This is a genomic window from uncultured Stenotrophomonas sp., from assembly GCF_963519925.1.
GTDB classification, from domain to species: Bacteria; Pseudomonadota; Gammaproteobacteria; order Xanthomonadales; family Xanthomonadaceae; genus Stenotrophomonas; species Stenotrophomonas maltophilia_AE.
Genome location: NZ_CAUQPH010000009.1, coordinates 16,306 through 33,140, shown reverse-complemented (window position 1 = coordinate 33,140; position 16,835 = coordinate 16,306). Strand labels below are relative to the sequence as shown.

The window sequence follows — 16,835 nt, the reverse complement described above, 5'->3', positions numbered from 1 at the left end:
GATGCTGCCCTTGGTCGCCCTGGTTGGACGGCCGAACGTCGGCAAGTCCACCATTTTCAATGCGCTGACCCGTACCCGTGACGCCCTGGTCCATGACCAGCCCGGCGTCACCCGGGACCGCAACTATGGTGTCTGCCGTCTGGACGAGGACAACCATTTCCTCGTCGTCGACACGGGCGGTATCTCGGAGGATGACGAAGGCCTGGCCGGCGCTACCGCCGACCAGGCCCGCGCTGCCGCGGGTGAGGCCGATCTGATCCTGTTCGTGGTCGATGCCCGTGATGGCACCTCCGCGCTGGATGACGAGATCCTGTCATGGCTGCGCAAGCTGTCGCGGCCGACCCTGCTGCTGATCAACAAGATCGACGGCACCAACGAAGACACCGTCCGCGCGGAGTTCGCCCGCTACGGGTTCAGTGAAATGCTGACCGTGTCGGCCGCGCATCGCCAGGGCCTGGACGACCTGCTTGAAGAAGTGGTCCAGCGCCTGCCCGAAGAGGGCAGCGGCGAGGAGATGGACAACGATCCGAACCGGATGCGCATTGCCTTCGTCGGCCGCCCCAACGTGGGCAAGTCGACGCTGGTCAACCGCATCCTCGGCGAGGAGCGGATGATCGCTTCGGAAGTGCCGGGCACCACCCGCGATTCGATCGCGGTGGACCTGGAGCGCGATGGCCGCGAATACCGCCTGATCGACACCGCCGGCCTGCGTCGCCGGGGCCGGGTCGAAGAAGTGGTCGAGAAGTTCAGCGTCATCAAGACCCTGCAGGCGATCGAGCAGTGCCAGGTGGCGGTGCTGATGCTGGACGCCAGCGAAGGCGTGACCGACCAGGACGCGACCGTGCTGGGTGCGGTGCTCGACGCCGGGCGCGCCCTGGTGGTGGCGATCAACAAGTGGGACGGCTTGACCGACTACCAGCGCGAGCAGGCCGAAGCGCTGGTGTCGCGCAAGCTGGGCTTCGTGCCGTGGGCGGAAACCGTGCGCATCTCGGCCAAGCATGGTTCGGGGCTGCGCGAGCTGTTCCGTGCGATCCACCAGGCGCATGCCTCGGCCACGCACGAGTTCAGCACCAGCGAAGTCAACAAGGCGCTGGAAATCGCCTACGAGACCAACCCGCCGCCGGCGATCCGCGGCCACGTCTCCAAGCTGCGCTACGTGCATCCGGGTGGATCCAATCCGCCGACCTTCATCGTGCACGGTACGCGCCTCAAGGAACTGCCCGAGTCCTACAAGCGCTATCTGGAAAACTTCTTCCGCAAGCGCTTCAAGCTGATCGGCACCCCGGTGCAGTTCATCTTCCGCGAGGGTGCAAACCCCTATGAAGGCAAGAAGAACCAGCTGACCGATCGCCAGATCGCGAAGAAGAAGCGCCTGATCCGGCACGTAAAGGGCCGTTGAAACAGCTCGCCGCGGGGGCGACTCCCCGCGGCGCTGCTGCAGCCACGCCTTCGGGGGCTTGGCTGTAAAGTGGTAGAGCCACGCCCTGCGTGGCTGCGCGGTGCCACCGCGGAGAGCAGCCACGCAGGGCGTGGCTCTACGATCCGGGCGCGAGCGATAATGCGGCCATGACCGACATTCCCGAGATCTCTCCGGGCCAAGCCCGCCAGCGCCTCACCCACGGCGCCCTGCTGGTCGACGTGCGCGAAGCGCACGAGCGTGCCGCCGGCATGGCCGAAGGCGCGCTCGGCATCGCGAAAGGGGAGCTCGAGGCGAATGCCTCCGCCCACCTTCCGTCCGCGGACCGCGAGCTCATCCTGATCTGCCAGAGCGGCAGGCGCTCCCTGGACGCCGCCCAGGCCCTGCTCGGTCTCGGCTACCCCCACGTCAGTTCCGTCCACGGCGGCACCACCGCCTGGCGCGCCGCCGGCCTGCCGCTCGTGCAGCCGATCCAGAGCGACGACGAGCGCGATTTCAACGAACGCTACTCCCGGCACCTGCTGCTGCCGCAGGTCGGCGTGGCCGGCCAGGAGGCGCTGCTTGGCGCCCGCGTGCTGCTGCTCGGTGCCGGCGGCCTCGGCTCGCCCGCCGCGTTCTACCTGGCCGCGGCCGGGGTAGGGCACCTGCGCATCGCCGACGATGACCTGGTGGACCGCAGCAACCTGCACCGGCAGATCCTGCACACCGACGCCAGCGTCGGCCAGCCCAAGGTGCAGTCGGCACGCGAACGCCTGCTGGCGCTGAATCCGCGCCTGGACGTCGACGCGGTGCAGGCGCGGGTCACCTCGGACAACGTCGACGCGCTGCTCGACGGCGTGGACGTGGTGCTGGACGGTTCGGACAACTTCCCGCTGCGCTACCTGCTCAACGATGCGTGCATCCAGCACCGCATTCCGCTGGTGTATGGCGCGGTGGAACGCTTCACCGGGCAGGTGTCGGTGTTCGATGCGGGTCGCCGGCGCGGCCAGGCACCGTGCTACCGCTGCCTGTTCCCGGAACCGCCGCCGCCGGAGTTCGCACCGAACTGCGCCGAGGCCGGCGTACTGGGCGTGCTGCCGGGCATGGTCGGCCTGCTGCAGGCCACCGAAGTGCTGAAACTGCTGCTCCAGATCGGCGAGCCGCTGGCGGGGCGCCTGCTGACCTTCGATGCGCTCGCGATGCGCTTCCGCGAGATCCGCCTGGCACCGGACCCCGGCTGTCCCCTGTGCGCGCCGGATCGTGCGTTCCCGGGCTACATCGATTACGCGGCGTTCTGCCGCTCTGGCTGAGTACGCCGCGATAGCGAGACGATCTGCGCAATTTATCGCCAGTCGTTCCATTGATGGCACGATCATGCGCACCTGCGTGCTAGGTACCTGCGTCAACTTGTCCTATCGTGACGGCTGATCGGTGTTGCAAGGAAACAACCGCATGGCGGTGGAAGCAGGTGCCAGTGAACTGGTGAAAGTCGTCGCCCTGCTGGGTGCCGCGGTGGTGATGGTGCCGTTGTTCCGGCGCCTGGGGCTGGGCTCGGTGCTGGGCTACTTCGCCGCCGGGCTGGCGATTGGACCGTTCGGCTTCGGCTGGTTCTCGGATCCGCAGGCCATCCTGCACACCGCCGAGCTGGGCGTGGTGATGTTCCTGTTCGTGATCGGGCTGGAAATGCGCCCCTCGCACCTGTGGAGCCTGCGCAGGGAAATCTTCGGGCTGGGCACGCTGCAGATCGTGGTCTGCGGCGCGGTGCTCACCGGCGTGTGCATGCTGTTCGGATTCCCGCTGCCGGTGGCCTTCATCGGCGCCGCCGGTTTCGTGCTGACCTCCACCGCCGTGGTGATGCAGCTGCTGGCAGAGCGCGGCGACATCGCGCTTCCGTCCGGGCAGAAGATCGTCTCCATCCTGCTGTTCGAAGACCTGCTGATCGTGCCGCTGCTGGCGGTGGTGGCGTTCATGGCGCCGGTGCAGGCCGATGCCGGGGCGAGCTCGCGCTGGATCAGCGTGGCGATCGCCGCCGGCGCGATCATCGGCCTGGTGCTGGTCGGCCGCTTCCTGCTCAACCCGCTGTTCCGCATCCTGGCCGCCGCCAAGGCGCGCGAGGTGATGACCGCCGCCGCATTGCTGGTAGTGCTGGGCGCGGCACTGCTGATGCAGCTGGGTGGGCTGTCGATGGCCATGGGCGCGTTCCTGGCCGGCGTGCTGCTCAGCGAATCCACCTTCCGCCACCAGATCGAAGCCGACATCGAACCGTTCCGCGGCATCCTGCTCGGGCTGTTCTTCCTCAGCGTGGGCATGGCACTGGACCTGACCGTGGTGGCCAACAACTGGCCGCTGATCGTGTCCGGCGTGCTGGCGCTGATGCTGGCCAAGGCGGTGTGCATCTACACCGTGGCGCGCATCCTGGGCAGCGACCATCGGCAGGCGCTGGATCGTGGCGTGGTGATGGCGCAGGGCGGCGAGTTCGCGTTCGTGCTGTTCTCGGCCGCCGCTGCTGCCGGTGTCATCGGTATCGAGGTCAACGCCAACCTGACCGCCATCGTGGTGCTGTCGATGGCCCTGACCCCGCTGTTCGTGCTGCTGCACGACAAGCTGATGCCGGCGCGCGAAGTGTCGCTGGAAGGCGTGGACACCGCCGAGGGCATGTCCGGCAGCGTGCTGATGATCGGCTTCGGTCGTTTCGGCCAGGTGGCCAGCCAGTCGCTGCTGGCGCGCGACGTGGACGTGACCATCATCGACAACGACGTGGACATGATCCACAACGCCGAGCGCTTCGGCTTCAAGATCTATTACGGCGACGGTACCCGCCTGGATGTGCTGCATGCCTCCGGCGCGGCCACTGCGCGTGCGATCGCGGTGTGCGTGAACAACGCGCAGGACGCCGACCGCATCGTCGAGCTGGTCGCGCATGAATTCCCGCAGGCCAAGCTGCTGGTGCGCTCGTTCGACCGCGAGCATTCGCTGCGCCTGATCCACGCCGGGGTGGATTTCCAGATCCGCGAAACCTTCGAATCCGCGCTGATGTTCGGCCAGGCCGCGCTGGTCGAGCTGGGCGCGGACGAGGACGACGCCCGCGACATTGCCGAGCAGATCCGCGAACGCGACGCCGAGCGCTTCGAACTGGAGATGGCCGGCGGCGACCTGCGCGCCGGCGCGCACATGGTGTTCGGCAGCGCGCTGCCCGGCGTGCCCACGCCGACCCCGTTCACCGCACCCAAGCGCAAGGCGCGCACCCTCAACGCCGACGAAGTGCCGGAAGAAGAGGAATAGGGGACAATACGTTCCCCACCGCTCCACGCCCGCATTCGATGAACGATCCCGCCCCCCGTCATACCGCCCGCATCCTGGACGGCCGCCGCATCGCCGAAGACCTGCTGGACAGCCTGAAGGTGCGTGTCGACGCCCGCCTGTCCGCAGGCGGCAGCCGCCCGGGGCTGGCCGTGGTGCTGGTGGGGGGCGACCCGGCCTCGACCGTGTACGTGCGCAACAAGCGCCGCGCCGCGGAGAAGGTCGGCATCGAAGCCTTCGATTACGACCTGCCGGCCGGTACCAGCGAGGCCCAGCTGCTGACCCTGATCGACCAGCTCAATGCCGATCCGAAGATCCACGGCATCCTGGTCCAGCTGCCGCTGCCGGGCATCCCCGATGCCAGCCGCCTGATCCACCGGATCGACCCGCGCAAGGACGTCGACGGCTTCCACCCGGAAAACGTCGGCCACCTGGCCCTGCGTGAATTCGGCCTGCGCCCGTGCACGCCGCGGGGCATCACCACGCTGCTGGGCCATACCGACCAGCCGGTGCGGGGCCGCAACGCCACCATCGTCGGCGTCAGCAACCACGTCGGCCGGCCGATGGGCCTGGAGCTGCTGATCGCCGGCTGCACCGTCACCAGCTGCCACAAGTTCACCCCCAAGGACGTGCTCGAGCAGTCGGTGCGCAACGCCGACATCCTGGTGGTCGCGGTGGGCCGCCCGGGCATCGTGCCAGGCGAGTGGGTCAAGCCGGGTGCGGTGGTGATCGACGTGGGCATCAACCGGCTGGACGACGGCCGCCTGGTCGGCGACGTGGGCTTCGAGGCCGCCGCCGGTCGCGCCAGCTGGATCACCCCGGTGCCGGGTGGGGTAGGGCCGATGACGGTGGCGACGTTGATGCAGAACACCATCGAGGCCGCCGAAGCGTCCTGACGCCGGGAGGCCGTGACGACCAACGGTCGTCACCTACCGGGGCGCTCCGCCCATCGTCCGTCCCGCAAGCCGGTAGCGCACGACCGTTGGTCGTGCGGCCGGCCACGGTCGATCGCCGCATGAACGGCCGACCGCGGCGCGACACAGCGTCGCATCCGGCCCCTGCCCATCGGGGCGAAATCAGGGTAAAATGTCGCGCTTCCCCACATCTCGGGTATGCCGATGCTGCGCATCCAGGCTGAAGCACTGACTTACGACGACGTCTCGCTCGTCCCCGCCCATTCCATCATCCTGCCCAAGGATGTGACCCTGGAAACGCGCCTCACGCGTGACCTGCGGTTGAAGTTGCCGATCCTCTCGGCCGCCATGGATACGGTCACCGAAGCCCGCCTGGCGATCGCCATGGCCCAGCTCGGCGGCATGGGCATCATCCACAAGAACCTGAGCGTGGAGCAGCAGGCCGCGGAAGTGGCCACGGTCAAGAAGTTCGAGGCCGGCGTCATCCGCGACCCGATCACGGTCGGTCCGGAAACCACCATCCGCGACGTGCTGGCGTTGACCCAGGCGCGCAACATCTCCGGCGTGCCGGTGGTGGATGGCGGCCAGCTGGTCGGCATCGTGACCCATCGCGACATGCGCTTCGAGACCGAGCTGGACGATCCGGTCCGCCACATCATGACCAAGAAGGATCGCCTGATCACGGTCAAGGAAGGCGCCGCGTCCGAGGAAGTGCTGCAGCTGCTGCACCGCAACCGCATCGAAAAGATCCTGGTGGTCAACGATGATTTCGCCCTGCGTGGCCTGATCACCGTCAAGGACATCCAGAAGAACACCGATTACCCCAACGCCGCCAAGGACGTCGCGACCCGCCTGCTGGTCGGTGCCGCCGTGGGCGTGGGTGGCGATACCGATCGCCGCGTCGAAGCGCTGGTCGCCGCCGGCGTGGACGTGCTGGTGGTGGACACCGCGCACGGTCATTCGCAGGGCGTGCTGGACCGCGTCAGCTGGGTCAAGAAGCACTTCCCGCAGGTGCAGGTCGTGGGGGGCAACATCTGCACCGGCGAAGCCGCGCTGGCGCTGCTGGACAGCGGCGCGGACGCGGTCAAGGTCGGCATCGGCCCGGGCTCGATCTGCACCACCCGCGTGGTCGCCGGTGTCGGCGTGCCGCAGATCACCGCCATCGACCTGGTCGCCGAAGCGCTGCAGGACCGCATCCCGCTGATCGCCGACGGTGGCATCCGTTACTCGGGCGACATCGGCAAGGCGCTGGCCGCCGGTGCCTCCACCATCATGATCGGTGGCCTGCTCGCCGGTACCGAGGAATCGCCCGGTGAAACCGAGCTGTTCCAGGGCCGTTCGTACAAGAGCTACCGCGGCATGGGTTCGCTGGCGGCGATGGAGAAGGGGTCCAAGGACCGCTACTTCCAGGACGCCTCCAGCGCCGACAAGCTGGTGCCCGAAGGCATCGAAGGCCGCGTGCCGTATCGCGGCCCGGTCGGCGGCATCATCCACCAGCTGATGGGCGGCCTGCGCGCCACCATGGGCTACGTGGGCTGCGGCAACATCGAAGACATGCGCAGCAAGCCGAAGTTCGTCAAGATCAGCGGCGCCGGCCAACGTGAGAGCCACGTCCACGACGTGCAGATCACCAAAGAGCCGCCGAACTACCGCGCCTGACGCGGCATGAGCGAAGAGGAACGAGGAAGCTGATTCCCGTTCCTCTTTCTCTATCTGCCTTCGTTGCCTGATTTTCGTTCCTCCGTTCTCCATCCAGCATTGCCGGGCGCCATGACCAACATCCATAACGACAAGATCCTCATCCTCGATTTCGGCGCGCAATACACCCAGCTGATCGCGCGCCGCATCCGCGAACTCGGCGTGTACTGCGAAATCTGGGCGTGGGATCACAACCCGGCGGACATCGCCGCGTTCGGCGCCAAGGGCATCATCCTGTCCGGTGGCCCGGAATCGACCACGCTGCCGGATGCGCCCGCCGCGCCGCAGGAAGTGTTCGACAGCGGGCTGCCGATCTTCGGCATCTGCTACGGCATGCAGACCCTGGCCGCCCAGCTCGGTGGCGCCACCGAAGCAGCCGACCAGCGCGAGTTCGGCCATGCCGAAGTCAACGTCGTGCACCCGGACGCGCTGTTCAAGGGCCTGAGCGACCACGGCGGCGAGCCGAAGTTGAACGTGTGGATGAGCCACGGCGACCACGTCTCGGTAGCACCGCCGGGCTTCACCATCACCGCCACCACCGACCGCATTCCGGTGGCCGCGATGGCCAACGAGGAAAAGCGCTGGTACGGCGTGCAGTTCCACCCGGAAGTGACCCACACCCTGCAGGGCCAGGCGCTGCTGCGCCGCTTCGTGGTGGACGTGTGCGGCTGCCAGACCCTTTGGACCGCGGCCAACATCATCGACGACCAGATCGCCCGCGTGCGCGAACAGGTCGGCGATGACGAAGTGATCCTGGGCCTGTCCGGCGGCGTCGATTCGTCGGTGGTGGCCGCACTGCTGCACAAGGCGATCGGCGACAAGCTGACCTGTGTGTTCGTCGACACCGGCCTGCTGCGCTGGCAGGAGGGCGACCAGGTGATGGCGATGTTCGCCGAGCACATGGGCGTCAAGGTGATCCGCGTCAACGCGGCCGACCGCTATTTCGCCAAGCTCGAAGGCGTGAGCGACCCGGAAGCCAAGCGCAAGATCATCGGCAACCTGTTCGTGGACATCTTCGACGAAGAGTCCAACAAGCTCAGCAACGCCAAATGGCTGGCGCAGGGCACCATCTATCCCGACGTGATCGAGTCGGCTGGCAGCAAGACCGGCAAGGCCCACGTGATCAAGAGCCACCACAACGTCGGCGGCCTGCCCGAGCACATGAAGCTGGGCCTGGTCGAGCCGCTGCGCGAGCTGTTCAAGGACGAAGTGCGCCGCCTCGGCGTCGAACTCGGCCTGCCGCGCAGCATGGTTTACCGCCATCCGTTCCCGGGCCCGGGTTTGGGCGTGCGCATCCTGGGCGAAGTGAAGCGCGAATACGCCGAACTGCTGGCCAAGGCCGATGCGATCTTCATCGACGAACTGCGCAAGGCCGACCTGTACGACAAGACCAGCCAGGCCTTCGCGGTGTTCCTGCCGGTGAAGTCGGTCGGCGTGGTTGGCGATGCGCGTGCGTACGAGTGGGTGATCGCGCTGCGCGCGGTGGAAACCATCGACTTCATGACCGCGCACTGGGCGCACCTGCCTTACGACTTCCTGGGCACGGTGAGCAACCGGATCATCAATGAACTGCGTGGCGTCTCGCGCGTGGTCTACGACATTTCCGGCAAGCCGCCGGCCACGATCGAGTGGGAATGACCCTTCGGTAGAGCGGGGTTCTGCCCCGCTGCCGTTGATTTACAAAGGCGCCGCAAGGCGCCTTTGTCGTATCCGGATCCGGTCCGCGCAGCCACGCAGGGCGTGGCTCTACCAGGTGGCTTCCAGCGTTCTGAATGGCTTGGCCAGCCTTACGCCCTGTGCATCGAAGTCCTGCACGGGATGTCCATCCACGATCACCCGGGTCGGCCGGGTACGCGACGGCCACCAGACGCGTAGGGCAGTATCCCTGCGCAGCCCCTTGCCCAGCGTCAGCTGCAGCGTGGTCCCGCGCTGCACTGCCTGCATCTGCAGGGTCCCGAACGCGGTCGGCAGCCGCTCCACGGCCAGTCCATCGCCGGCCAGCCATGCCGTCGGCGTGCCCGGCAGCAGTGACAACGCATCATCGTCCTCGCGCATCAACATGCCGAACAACGTGCGCCCATACTCGGCCCCGATCCAGGTGTGCGGCATGTCGCCGAGGTAGCGCGGGAAGCGCAGCCGTGAGTGCACGACTTCTGCCAATACCTGCCACTCGAGCGGGCGCCGGTCGCGCAGCAGGCCCTGCAGCAGCTCGTCTGCCGCTTCGGGCTGGTCCAGGTGCACGTAGCTGAGTACGTTGCGGATTTCGTACGGCGTGTAGGCATACAGCGCGCCGGGCTGGCTGCGCTTGCGCACGTCCTCCAGATAGCGGGCGAAGGTGGTGCGCAGCGCCTGTTCCGGCAGCACGTCCTGCGCGCCGGTGGGATCCAGCGCGATCGACACGCCGGTCGGGTCGCCATCGCCGAGGTCGGCCGAGGAGGGGATGAAGTCGATACCCTTCCATGCCATGGTGGCGCGGATCGAAGCGGCCAGCGCGTCGTGCAGCAAGCGGTACTGTTCCCGCGCCCACGCCGCGGTTTCGTGATCGCCCAGCGAATCGGCCAGCCACGCGCCGTCATGCCAGCCTTTCAGGCCCCAGTAGTCGTCCCAGTAGCTGTGCGTGGGTGAGGGGTAGCCCTCATGGCTGATCGACGGCGCCAGGATGCCCGCGAAGCGTTCCGGCGCCGGCTGGCTGGCCATGTAGCCGGGTACCAGCGTGCGTTCCCGCAGCTCCTGCAGGAAGCGCAGCGCGGCTTTCACCTTCGGCAGGTAGGCGCGCACCGATTCCGGGCCGCCGTCCAACCGTGCGACATCGGATACCAGGGCGACGTACTGGCCCTGGCTGTCGTACTCGATGTCCGAACCGAAGCCGGTGTTGACGGTGCCGTCGTTGTTGAGGATCGGCGAGACCAGTCCATTGGCGTGTACCCCGTGCTCGGTGTACCAGGCCAGGTAGTCGCGCGCGATCTTCGCTTCGCCCATGCGCAGCAGCACGGCGGAGGTGGCCATGCCATCGCGGATGAAGGAGCGGTTGTAGTTGCGCGGTCCGGGCTGCATGGCCGGTCCGGTCTGGTTGATCAGCATGTAGGCCGCCTGCGCGCGCAGCATGTCCACCAGCGACGGATCCGGCAGGCGTAGTCCGACCTGGCCGAGGCGGGCCTGCCAGTCCTTGGAGGCCACCGTGGCCAGGCGCTCGAAGGTGGCGTCGGCGTCGCGGCCTGCGAGTTCAAGCGCGGGCGGCTCGGGCAGGACGCCGTGCGTGTCGGCGGCGGCATTGCCCAGCGGGAAGGCCACCACGACCGACTGCGTGGCGCCCGGTGCGAGCTGGATCGGGTAGTCCAGCGCAGCGGCAGCCAATCCGTCCGGATCCTCCGCGTGCTGCACGGGTGGCAACGCGCCTTGTGCGACGGCCGCAGTGATTTCAGTGCTGCCATCGGGACCGAACGGGGCCGCGCCCGCGCCGCCGACCGGCGTAAGCGATTGCATCAGCGTGCGGCCGTTGACGCGCACCGTGCCGGCGTCCACCGCGATGCTGCGGATCGGCGAAAGGCCACCGTTCTGCCAGGGCGGATTCATCTGCATGGGACGCACCACCAGCGCGAGGCTGCCGGCTATCGGAGCATTGCTGGTATTGCGCAGGCGATGGCGCACGAAGGTCACCGGTTGCCCGTCCATCTCCACCGCGAACGCTTCGCTTTTCAGTTCCAGCCCGGGGTGCGGCTGCCACGTGGCGGACGGCATCGGCTTCCAGCCGTCGCGCAGTGCATGCTGCACGCGCTGGTCTGCCGCACCCGATGCCGCGCCGTCGGCACCGCGCCAGATCGGCTGCACCAGCGGCGCGCCCTTGAAGGCCTCGATATTGCCGTGTTCGTCGAAGATCGACTTCTGCAGGCCACCGTGCACGCCCACGGCGGTCCAGTAGGTCTGCTGCATGTGCAGCGAGGCCGGGAACAGCGCGCCGTGCGCGCCGCTGGCGACGATCTGGTAGCGCTTCATCGGCGTCATCACCGCGGCCGGCCCCAACAGGCGCAGCCGCGCGATCTGCGGCGCGTCGCCGTCCACCTGCAGGCGCAACGCACGCGCGTTCACCGCCTGAGTGCCGGCCAGCCAGCTCTGCTGGCGACTGCCCGCTTGCGGGTCGTTGGCCAGATCGCTCCAGCGGCCCTGTGCGTCCTGCACCTGCAGGCGGGCGGCCCCGTGTGCCCCGGCCCATTCAACCGACAAGCCCGTAGTGGAGGCGCCGCCTGGCAGCGCGATGTCGAGGGTATGACGGCCCGCCTTGTCGGCCGGAACCGCGACCGCACTACCACCTTGCCACAGCGCTGCGGCCTGTGTCGGATTCAACCCGGGAATGCGCGCACTTGTGCGGGCATCCAGTGGTTCCAGCTCGAAGATCGATACGCCCCAGTCCGAGGTACGGTCCGGGCTTGCCAAACGCAGATAGCGCGCCTGGCGCGGGGCGAAGGGCACCGTTTCGATGCCGCCCAAAGAATCGCGCATGGTGTAGGCGGTGTCCCACCATTTCCCGTCCAGCGAGGTCTGCAGGCTGTAGCCCTCGGGATTGGATACGTCCCAGGTGATGCGTGCTCCGGACAACGTGGACGGTTTGCCCAGGTCGACCTGGAACCAATGCCCTGGGCTGAAGGCGCCCCCAGTGACCGTCTTCGGATCGCCATCGATCAGGTGGGCGATCGCCATGGCGGGCACCTGCTGGGAGGAACTGCTTGCTTGCCATTCACCTCGCGGCGGAAGGTCCTGGGCGAAGGAGGCAGTAGCAAACGAAACCATCCCCACGAAAACGATCCTGGGAAAGCTCATTGGGAGAATGAGCGAGGATCGGTCAGCAATCAAACGCATCAGCGCAGTCTCACGTTCAGTGGCCCCTCAATCGAGGCGGACCCAACGCTAGCAGGGACTGAAATCGTTTACATGCCGCATTGCAATACTTGCGATTCCATACCCCCGTCTTTCATTGGGATTATCAATTGATCGAGTTCGCATTTCGCGATGAAAGAACTGGAGCTCCTGCCGGGCCAGGGGCAGCATCTCACCACGGCACTGATTCCTTCCCCTGGGACAGAACAATATGCGATACACCTTCACGCTCAAGCACCAGCTTCCTTACGACCGGGATATTGATGAACTGCTCGAGATTCTTGGATCGTCCAACTGCGGCGATGCGCTGGCAGGCATTGGCTTAGCAGGCAGGATCGCGCTTGAGTTTTCGCGGGAGGCAGAAAATGAAGAAGCTGCCGTTCGTGCCGCGATTGCAGATGTACAGTTCGCGCTACCGGCTGCGACGCTGATTGATGCGACGTCTGCTTGACGAATCGTCAAGCATCGCCTGTCCCGGGTTGACAGGATGCCCGTTCAAGCGCCGCAGTCCTTTCCCCACACTGGTTCCCGACGTCGCGGCCACCTGGCCGGCGACACCTTCGAACCATTACCGGGGAAACCAGATGATCAGTATTCCTGTTTCAGATTCGTCGCATGACCGACTGTCCCGCGCCTCGCGCTGGTTGTGCAGCATCGGCTACGCCGTGCTTGCCGTGTTCTTCGCCTGGTCCGCGCTGAGCGGGCACCGTGAAGCCGAAGCGATCCTCAAGGACGCGGTGACGGTGCAGGCGCCGGTGCAGGTCGACCACATCGAGGAAAAGCGCCGCAAGGGGCGGGTGTCCTACCAGTACCACTTCCGTTACGACTTCGAGGCCAACGGCGTTACCCACACCGGGCACTTCTCCACTTCCGAGGACAATGCCGCGCCGTACCTGGAGGAAGAACCGCAGGTGACGGTGGCCTATTCGCGGGCCGATCCCGCCCGGTTCGAACGGCTGGAGCGGTTGGAAGGCCAGAAGAGCCTGGGGTCGGTGCTGGGGCGGGTGGTGGTTGCACTGGGCATGCTGGCGATCCTGGCGTTCGTGGTCCACCTGTTGCTGACCCGCAAGCTGTTCGTGCGGCAGACGCCTGCGGCGGCGGGCTGAGCCGGGAGCCCACCGTGACCGATGCGTACCTGGTTGACAGTCCAAGCGGTCACGGTAGGGTGTGCGGCTCCCTCCCTTTCTGGTCGTTTCCCATGCCTGCGCTGGACTTCGCGGACCTGCTGTCCCGGCACATGCGGCGGATCCGGGCCAGCGCTGGGGGAGTGGCCGCAGAGATCGGCATCAGCCGCGAGGCGGTCAACAACTGGCGCGCCGGCACCTCGCGCCCCAGCCGCCGCCATCGCGACCGCGTCCTGGCCTGCGCCAATTACCTGCGCTTGACCGAGGTCGAATGCAACGCGCTGCTGCAGTCGGCCGGTTTCGAGCCGGAGTTCCCGGTCGAGGCGCCAACGGGTGAGCCCGTTGCCGGGCAGGCAGCGCCGCCGACGCTGGTTCCGCCAACGGTCACCCGTCTGTTCGACCGCCTGCAGGCGTCGCGCCCGTATCCGGTCAGCCTGCTGCTAACCCAGGCGCATTGGGGCCAGCCGCCGGAGCGGGCGGCGATCCTCGCCGAGGCCGATGCGCGTTATGGCAGTGGACGCGTGTTGCACCTGCAGCCGCCGTTCCGTGCCGGCGCGGGCGATCAGGATTATTTCGCGCTGCTGGCGGCGCAGTGCGGGCTGGACGGGGTGTCGTCGGACGCGGGGTTCGAAATGGCGCTGGCACGCCTGCTGCAGCAGCCCGGGCCGTTGTTCTGCCTGGTCAGCCGCTTCGAACAGGGAGCGCCGGAACCGCGTGACGTGCTGGCCGGGATCCTGCGCAGCCTCAGCGAAATGTACAGCGGCAAGCTGCACCTGCTGATCTGCGGCGGCGCGGCGCTGGCCGACCTGAAGTACCAGGGCGGCGACCTGTCGCTGCTCAACATCGCGGCCACCGAGAGCTGGCCGGAGCTGGACCTGGATGACCTGCGACGCGGTGCCGGTGCCGGTGCGCTGCCGGATGGCACGCTGGCGCGTGCGCTGCACCTTTCCGGTGGTCATCCGCTGCTGGCGCAGGCCGCGCTGGTGCTGCTGGCCGACGCCAGCCTGGATGACGAGGCGGTCACTGAGACGCTTTCCACGCATCCGCGGCTGTGGGAGGCGCTGGTGCCGGTGCTGCGCGATGTGGCGGCCCGCACGGCAGTGGAAGACTGGCTGCTGCGCCCGACACTGGGTCCGGCGCGTCCGTACCTGGCCGACCCGCTGCTGCGCCAGCTGTACTGGGCCAACCTGCTGGCGGCCCGGCCGCAACCGCAGGGCGCGTGCCTGGAATGGCGCTGCGACGCGATCCGGCGTGCCGTGAGGCAGGTGATCGAAAGCCTGCAGGCGCAGCCGGCATGATCGCGCTGCCACGGGGTCGGCTTGGGCTTGGCCTGCCGCTGCTGCTGGTGGTCGGGCTGACCTGGTTCGTGGGCAGCTACCTGTTCGTCCCATGGCTGAATCCGCTGCAGCTGTGGCGCATGCAGCGCGACGGCGAAAGCATGATGCTCATGCAGAGCGCGAACATCGACATGATGTTCCTGCGCGAGGAAGCGCTGTCGTACTGGCTGCAGCATGAAACGTGGCCGCAGCAGGTCGATGTTCCCGGCGTGCACGATCCCGCCGAGGCCCTGGTCGAAGCCGAGCTTCCGCAGCCGTGGGTGCTGCGGCTGCGCTTTACCGACCGCTTCCCGGCCAACAGCGGACTGCGTGGCACGGTGATCGAACAGACCCTGGAACCGGATACCCGGCACTGGCGATGCCGCCCGGGTGCGCCGGCACCTCCCGCGCGCTGGCTGCCGCCGAACTGCCGCGAGGAGGCGCCCTGGACGCTGGTGCAGTGGTTGTCGCTGCTGCTCGGCGGGGCGGTGTTCGGCGTCGCCGCATTGGGACTGCTCTGGTACTGGGTGCGGCCGGCGGTGGCTGGGATCGTGGCCGAGCCGGGCCTGCTGTTCTCGCAGCCGTTGCAGGCGCTGCCCGCCATCGACCGGCAGCTGGGATGGCTGCGCCTGCGCGGGCGCGTCCTGGCGGGCGCCGGTATTGCGAGCGTGCGCTGGCGCGACGCGCTGCGCCAGGTGCAGGCGAGTCCCGCAACGCGCGCGCAGCAGCTGGCGACGCGGATCGGCGCGGGCGATGCGCCGGCCCCCGGTTGGGCGCTGGCGGGGCTGGTGCGTGAGTGGACATTGCCGGACACGCTTCCGCTCGCGCTCCAGCGGCTGTGGCTGTACCAGCCGGACCCCGCCCTGGGCGCGGACGCGATCGTGCAGGCGCTGCGTGGCATGCCCAACGGCCAGGACGTGGTGCTGGTGGTCAGCCCGTCGCTGGCGGTGGAAGCAGAACTGGTTGCGTATGCAAACGACCCGGGCAACCTCTGCGCGTGCCTGGAGCAGGCCGCGCAGACCCGCTGGCTGCTGCAGCCGGGTGCGCTGGACGCACTGGTCGACCTGCTCGCGCGGCAGCTGCGGGTCACCCGCATTTCGCCGTACCAGACCCACGGTGGCATCACCCGCCCGGGCGCGTTCTTCGGGCGCGAGTCGCTGCTGGCGCGGGTGCTCAACCGCGAACCGGGCAACTACCTGCTGGTGGGCGGCCGCCAGCTCGGCAAGACCAGCCTGATGAAGGCGATCGAGCGCCGTTTTGCCGGCCATCCCCGCGTGCACTGCGTGTACCTGTCGCTGCGCGATCACCGCCTGACCATGCGGCTGGCGATGGAGCTGGGCATGGCCGAAGACACCGGCATCGACGCGCTGGTGGCCGCGCTGTCGGCGCGCGCGGCCGGACGCGGGCTCCTGCTGCTGATCGACGAAACCGACCTGTTCCTGCGCGCCGAGGCTGACCAGGGCTATCCGCAACTGGGCGCGCTGCGTGCGTTGAGCGAAGAAGGGCGCTGCCACTTCATGCTGGCCGGGTTCTGGGACCTGTACGAAGCGGTCACCCTGGACTTCGCTTCGCCACTGCGCAATTTCGGCGAGGTCATCCACGTCGGCAGCCTGGAAGAGGATGCGTGCCGGGCGCTGGCCACGGAACCGATGGCGCGGCTGGGCGTGCATTTCGCCAGCCCCGACCTGCCGCAGCGGCTGGTGGCCGCGTGCGGGCGCCGCGCCAACCTGGTCGCCATCACCTGCCAGCAGCTGCTCAACCAGCTGGATCGTGGCCAGCGCGTGCTCGACGCCGCGCAGGTGCATGCCGCGCTGGTCAGCGAACCGGTGATCGACGCGCTGGCGGGCTGGGCGCGGCTCAGCCCCGACCCGGTCGCGTGCCGGATCGACCGCATCGTGGTCTACCAGGTGGCTGCAGCGCAGCTCACCGGCAGCGGCGAACGCGGCATCGCGCTGGTCGACCTGCTGGCGACCTTCGACGCCGCTGGCGCGCGCGTCGATCCGGAACAGGTGCGGCAGGCACTGGCGCGACTGCAGCTGGCCTATGTGATCCGGCGCGAGGCCGACGGGCTGCCGTTCGTGTTCGCGGTGCCGGTGTTCGCCACCCAGTTCCAGCGCGAGGAAGTGGTGGCGTTGTTGCAGCGTGAACTGCAGGCGATGTGCGCTGACGATGCGTCTGTGTGACGCGCTTCGCTGGGAGTGCGCGCTCTGTTCTG

At 67.8% G+C, this 16,835-nt stretch carries 11 protein-coding genes; 10 read left to right on the top strand and 1 reads right to left on the bottom strand.

The features are described from left to right. The first annotated feature begins 1 nt into the window (after position 1). The 6 genes from der (at position 2) to guaA (ending at position 8,946) form a co-directional block, all read left to right on the top strand. Positions 2 to 1,399, top strand: a complete 1,398-nt coding sequence (gene der / locus RWO33_RS03345) for a ribosome biogenesis GTPase Der (protein ID WP_145477856.1) — start codon at positions 2 to 4, stop codon at positions 1,397 to 1,399. Between the two features lie 167 nt (positions 1,400 to 1,566). Next, positions 1,567 to 2,706, top strand: a complete 1,140-nt coding sequence (moeB, locus tag RWO33_RS03340) for a molybdopterin-synthase adenylyltransferase MoeB (protein ID WP_314101979.1) — start codon at positions 1,567 to 1,569, stop codon at positions 2,704 to 2,706. Positions 2,707 to 2,848: 142 nt separating this feature from the next. Further along, positions 2,849 to 4,678 (top strand): monovalent cation:proton antiporter-2 (CPA2) family protein, encoded by a 1,830-nt coding sequence (locus tag RWO33_RS03335; protein WP_314101977.1) that lies wholly within the window; start codon positions 2,849 to 2,851, stop codon positions 4,676 to 4,678. Between the two features lie 38 nt (positions 4,679 to 4,716). Beyond that, positions 4,717 to 5,592 carry a bifunctional methylenetetrahydrofolate dehydrogenase/methenyltetrahydrofolate cyclohydrolase FolD gene (folD, locus tag RWO33_RS03330; protein ID WP_314101976.1) on the top strand — a complete coding sequence of 292 codons (876 nt, stop codon included), beginning with the start codon at positions 4,717 to 4,719 and terminating at the stop codon, positions 5,590 to 5,592. A gap of 222 nt (positions 5,593 to 5,814) precedes the next feature. Then, on the top strand, positions 5,815 to 7,269 hold the full coding sequence (gene guaB / locus RWO33_RS03325; protein WP_314101974.1) for an IMP dehydrogenase: 1,455 nt from the start codon (positions 5,815 to 5,817) through the stop codon (positions 7,267 to 7,269). Between the two features lie 111 nt (positions 7,270 to 7,380). Then, a complete protein-coding gene (guaA, locus tag RWO33_RS03320) occupies positions 7,381 to 8,946 on the top strand; it encodes a glutamine-hydrolyzing GMP synthase (protein ID WP_314101972.1) in 1,566 nt (521 codons plus the stop codon). Positions 8,947 to 9,054: 108 nt separating this feature from the next. Here guaA and RWO33_RS03315 read toward each other — a convergent pair whose 3' ends face one another. Next, positions 9,055 to 12,162, bottom strand: a complete 3,108-nt coding sequence (locus tag RWO33_RS03315; RefSeq protein WP_314101970.1) for a discoidin domain-containing protein — start codon at positions 12,160 to 12,162, stop codon at positions 9,055 to 9,057. 229 nt (positions 12,163 to 12,391) lie between these two features. On the opposite strand from RWO33_RS03315, the gene RWO33_RS03310 reads away from it, so the two are divergent. From RWO33_RS03310 to RWO33_RS03295, 4 genes are all read left to right on the top strand, one after another. Continuing rightward, positions 12,392 to 12,631 carry a hypothetical protein gene (locus RWO33_RS03310; protein ID WP_314101969.1) on the top strand — a complete coding sequence of 80 codons (240 nt, stop codon included), beginning with the start codon at positions 12,392 to 12,394 and terminating at the stop codon, positions 12,629 to 12,631. Between the two features lie 133 nt (positions 12,632 to 12,764). Then, positions 12,765 to 13,286 carry a DUF3592 domain-containing protein gene (locus RWO33_RS03305; RefSeq protein ID WP_314101967.1) on the top strand — a complete coding sequence of 174 codons (522 nt, stop codon included), beginning with the start codon at positions 12,765 to 12,767 and terminating at the stop codon, positions 13,284 to 13,286. 92 nt (positions 13,287 to 13,378) lie between these two features. Then, entirely contained in the window at positions 13,379 to 14,602 is a 1,224-nt protein-coding gene (locus tag RWO33_RS03300; RefSeq protein ID WP_314101965.1) for a helix-turn-helix transcriptional regulator, read from the top strand. After that, positions 14,599 to 16,803, top strand: coding sequence for a hypothetical protein (locus tag RWO33_RS03295; protein WP_314101963.1), 2,205 nt, complete (start codon positions 14,599 to 14,601; stop codon positions 16,801 to 16,803). Before RWO33_RS03300 ends, RWO33_RS03295 begins: the two co-directional genes overlap by 4 nt. Positions 16,804 to 16,835 lie beyond the last annotated feature (32 nt).

What these genes read in the sequence shown, in the direction of transcription:
- guaA (WP_314101972.1), top strand. Translation starts at nt 7,381, where the DNA reads ATGACCAACATCCATAACGACAAGATCCTCATCCTCGATTTCGGCGCG.
- RWO33_RS03315 (WP_314101970.1), bottom strand. Translation starts at nt 12,162, where the DNA reads ATGCGTTTGATTGCTGACCGATCCTCGCTCATTCTCCCAATGAGCTTT.
- RWO33_RS03300 (WP_314101965.1), top strand. Translation starts at nt 13,379, where the DNA reads ATGCCTGCGCTGGACTTCGCGGACCTGCTGTCCCGGCACATGCGGCGG.
- folD (WP_314101976.1), top strand. Translation starts at nt 4,717, where the DNA reads ATGAACGATCCCGCCCCCCGTCATACCGCCCGCATCCTGGACGGCCGC.
- RWO33_RS03295 (WP_314101963.1), top strand. Translation starts at nt 14,599, where the DNA reads ATGATCGCGCTGCCACGGGGTCGGCTTGGGCTTGGCCTGCCGCTGCTG.
- RWO33_RS03305 (WP_314101967.1), top strand. Translation starts at nt 12,765, where the DNA reads ATGATCAGTATTCCTGTTTCAGATTCGTCGCATGACCGACTGTCCCGC.
- RWO33_RS03335 (WP_314101977.1), top strand. Translation starts at nt 2,849, where the DNA reads ATGGCGGTGGAAGCAGGTGCCAGTGAACTGGTGAAAGTCGTCGCCCTG.
- guaB (WP_314101974.1), top strand. Translation starts at nt 5,815, where the DNA reads ATGCTGCGCATCCAGGCTGAAGCACTGACTTACGACGACGTCTCGCTC.
- moeB (WP_314101979.1), top strand. Translation starts at nt 1,567, where the DNA reads ATGACCGACATTCCCGAGATCTCTCCGGGCCAAGCCCGCCAGCGCCTC.
- der (WP_145477856.1), top strand. Translation starts at nt 2, where the DNA reads ATGCTGCCCTTGGTCGCCCTGGTTGGACGGCCGAACGTCGGCAAGTCC.
- RWO33_RS03310 (WP_314101969.1), top strand. Translation starts at nt 12,392, where the DNA reads ATGCGATACACCTTCACGCTCAAGCACCAGCTTCCTTACGACCGGGAT.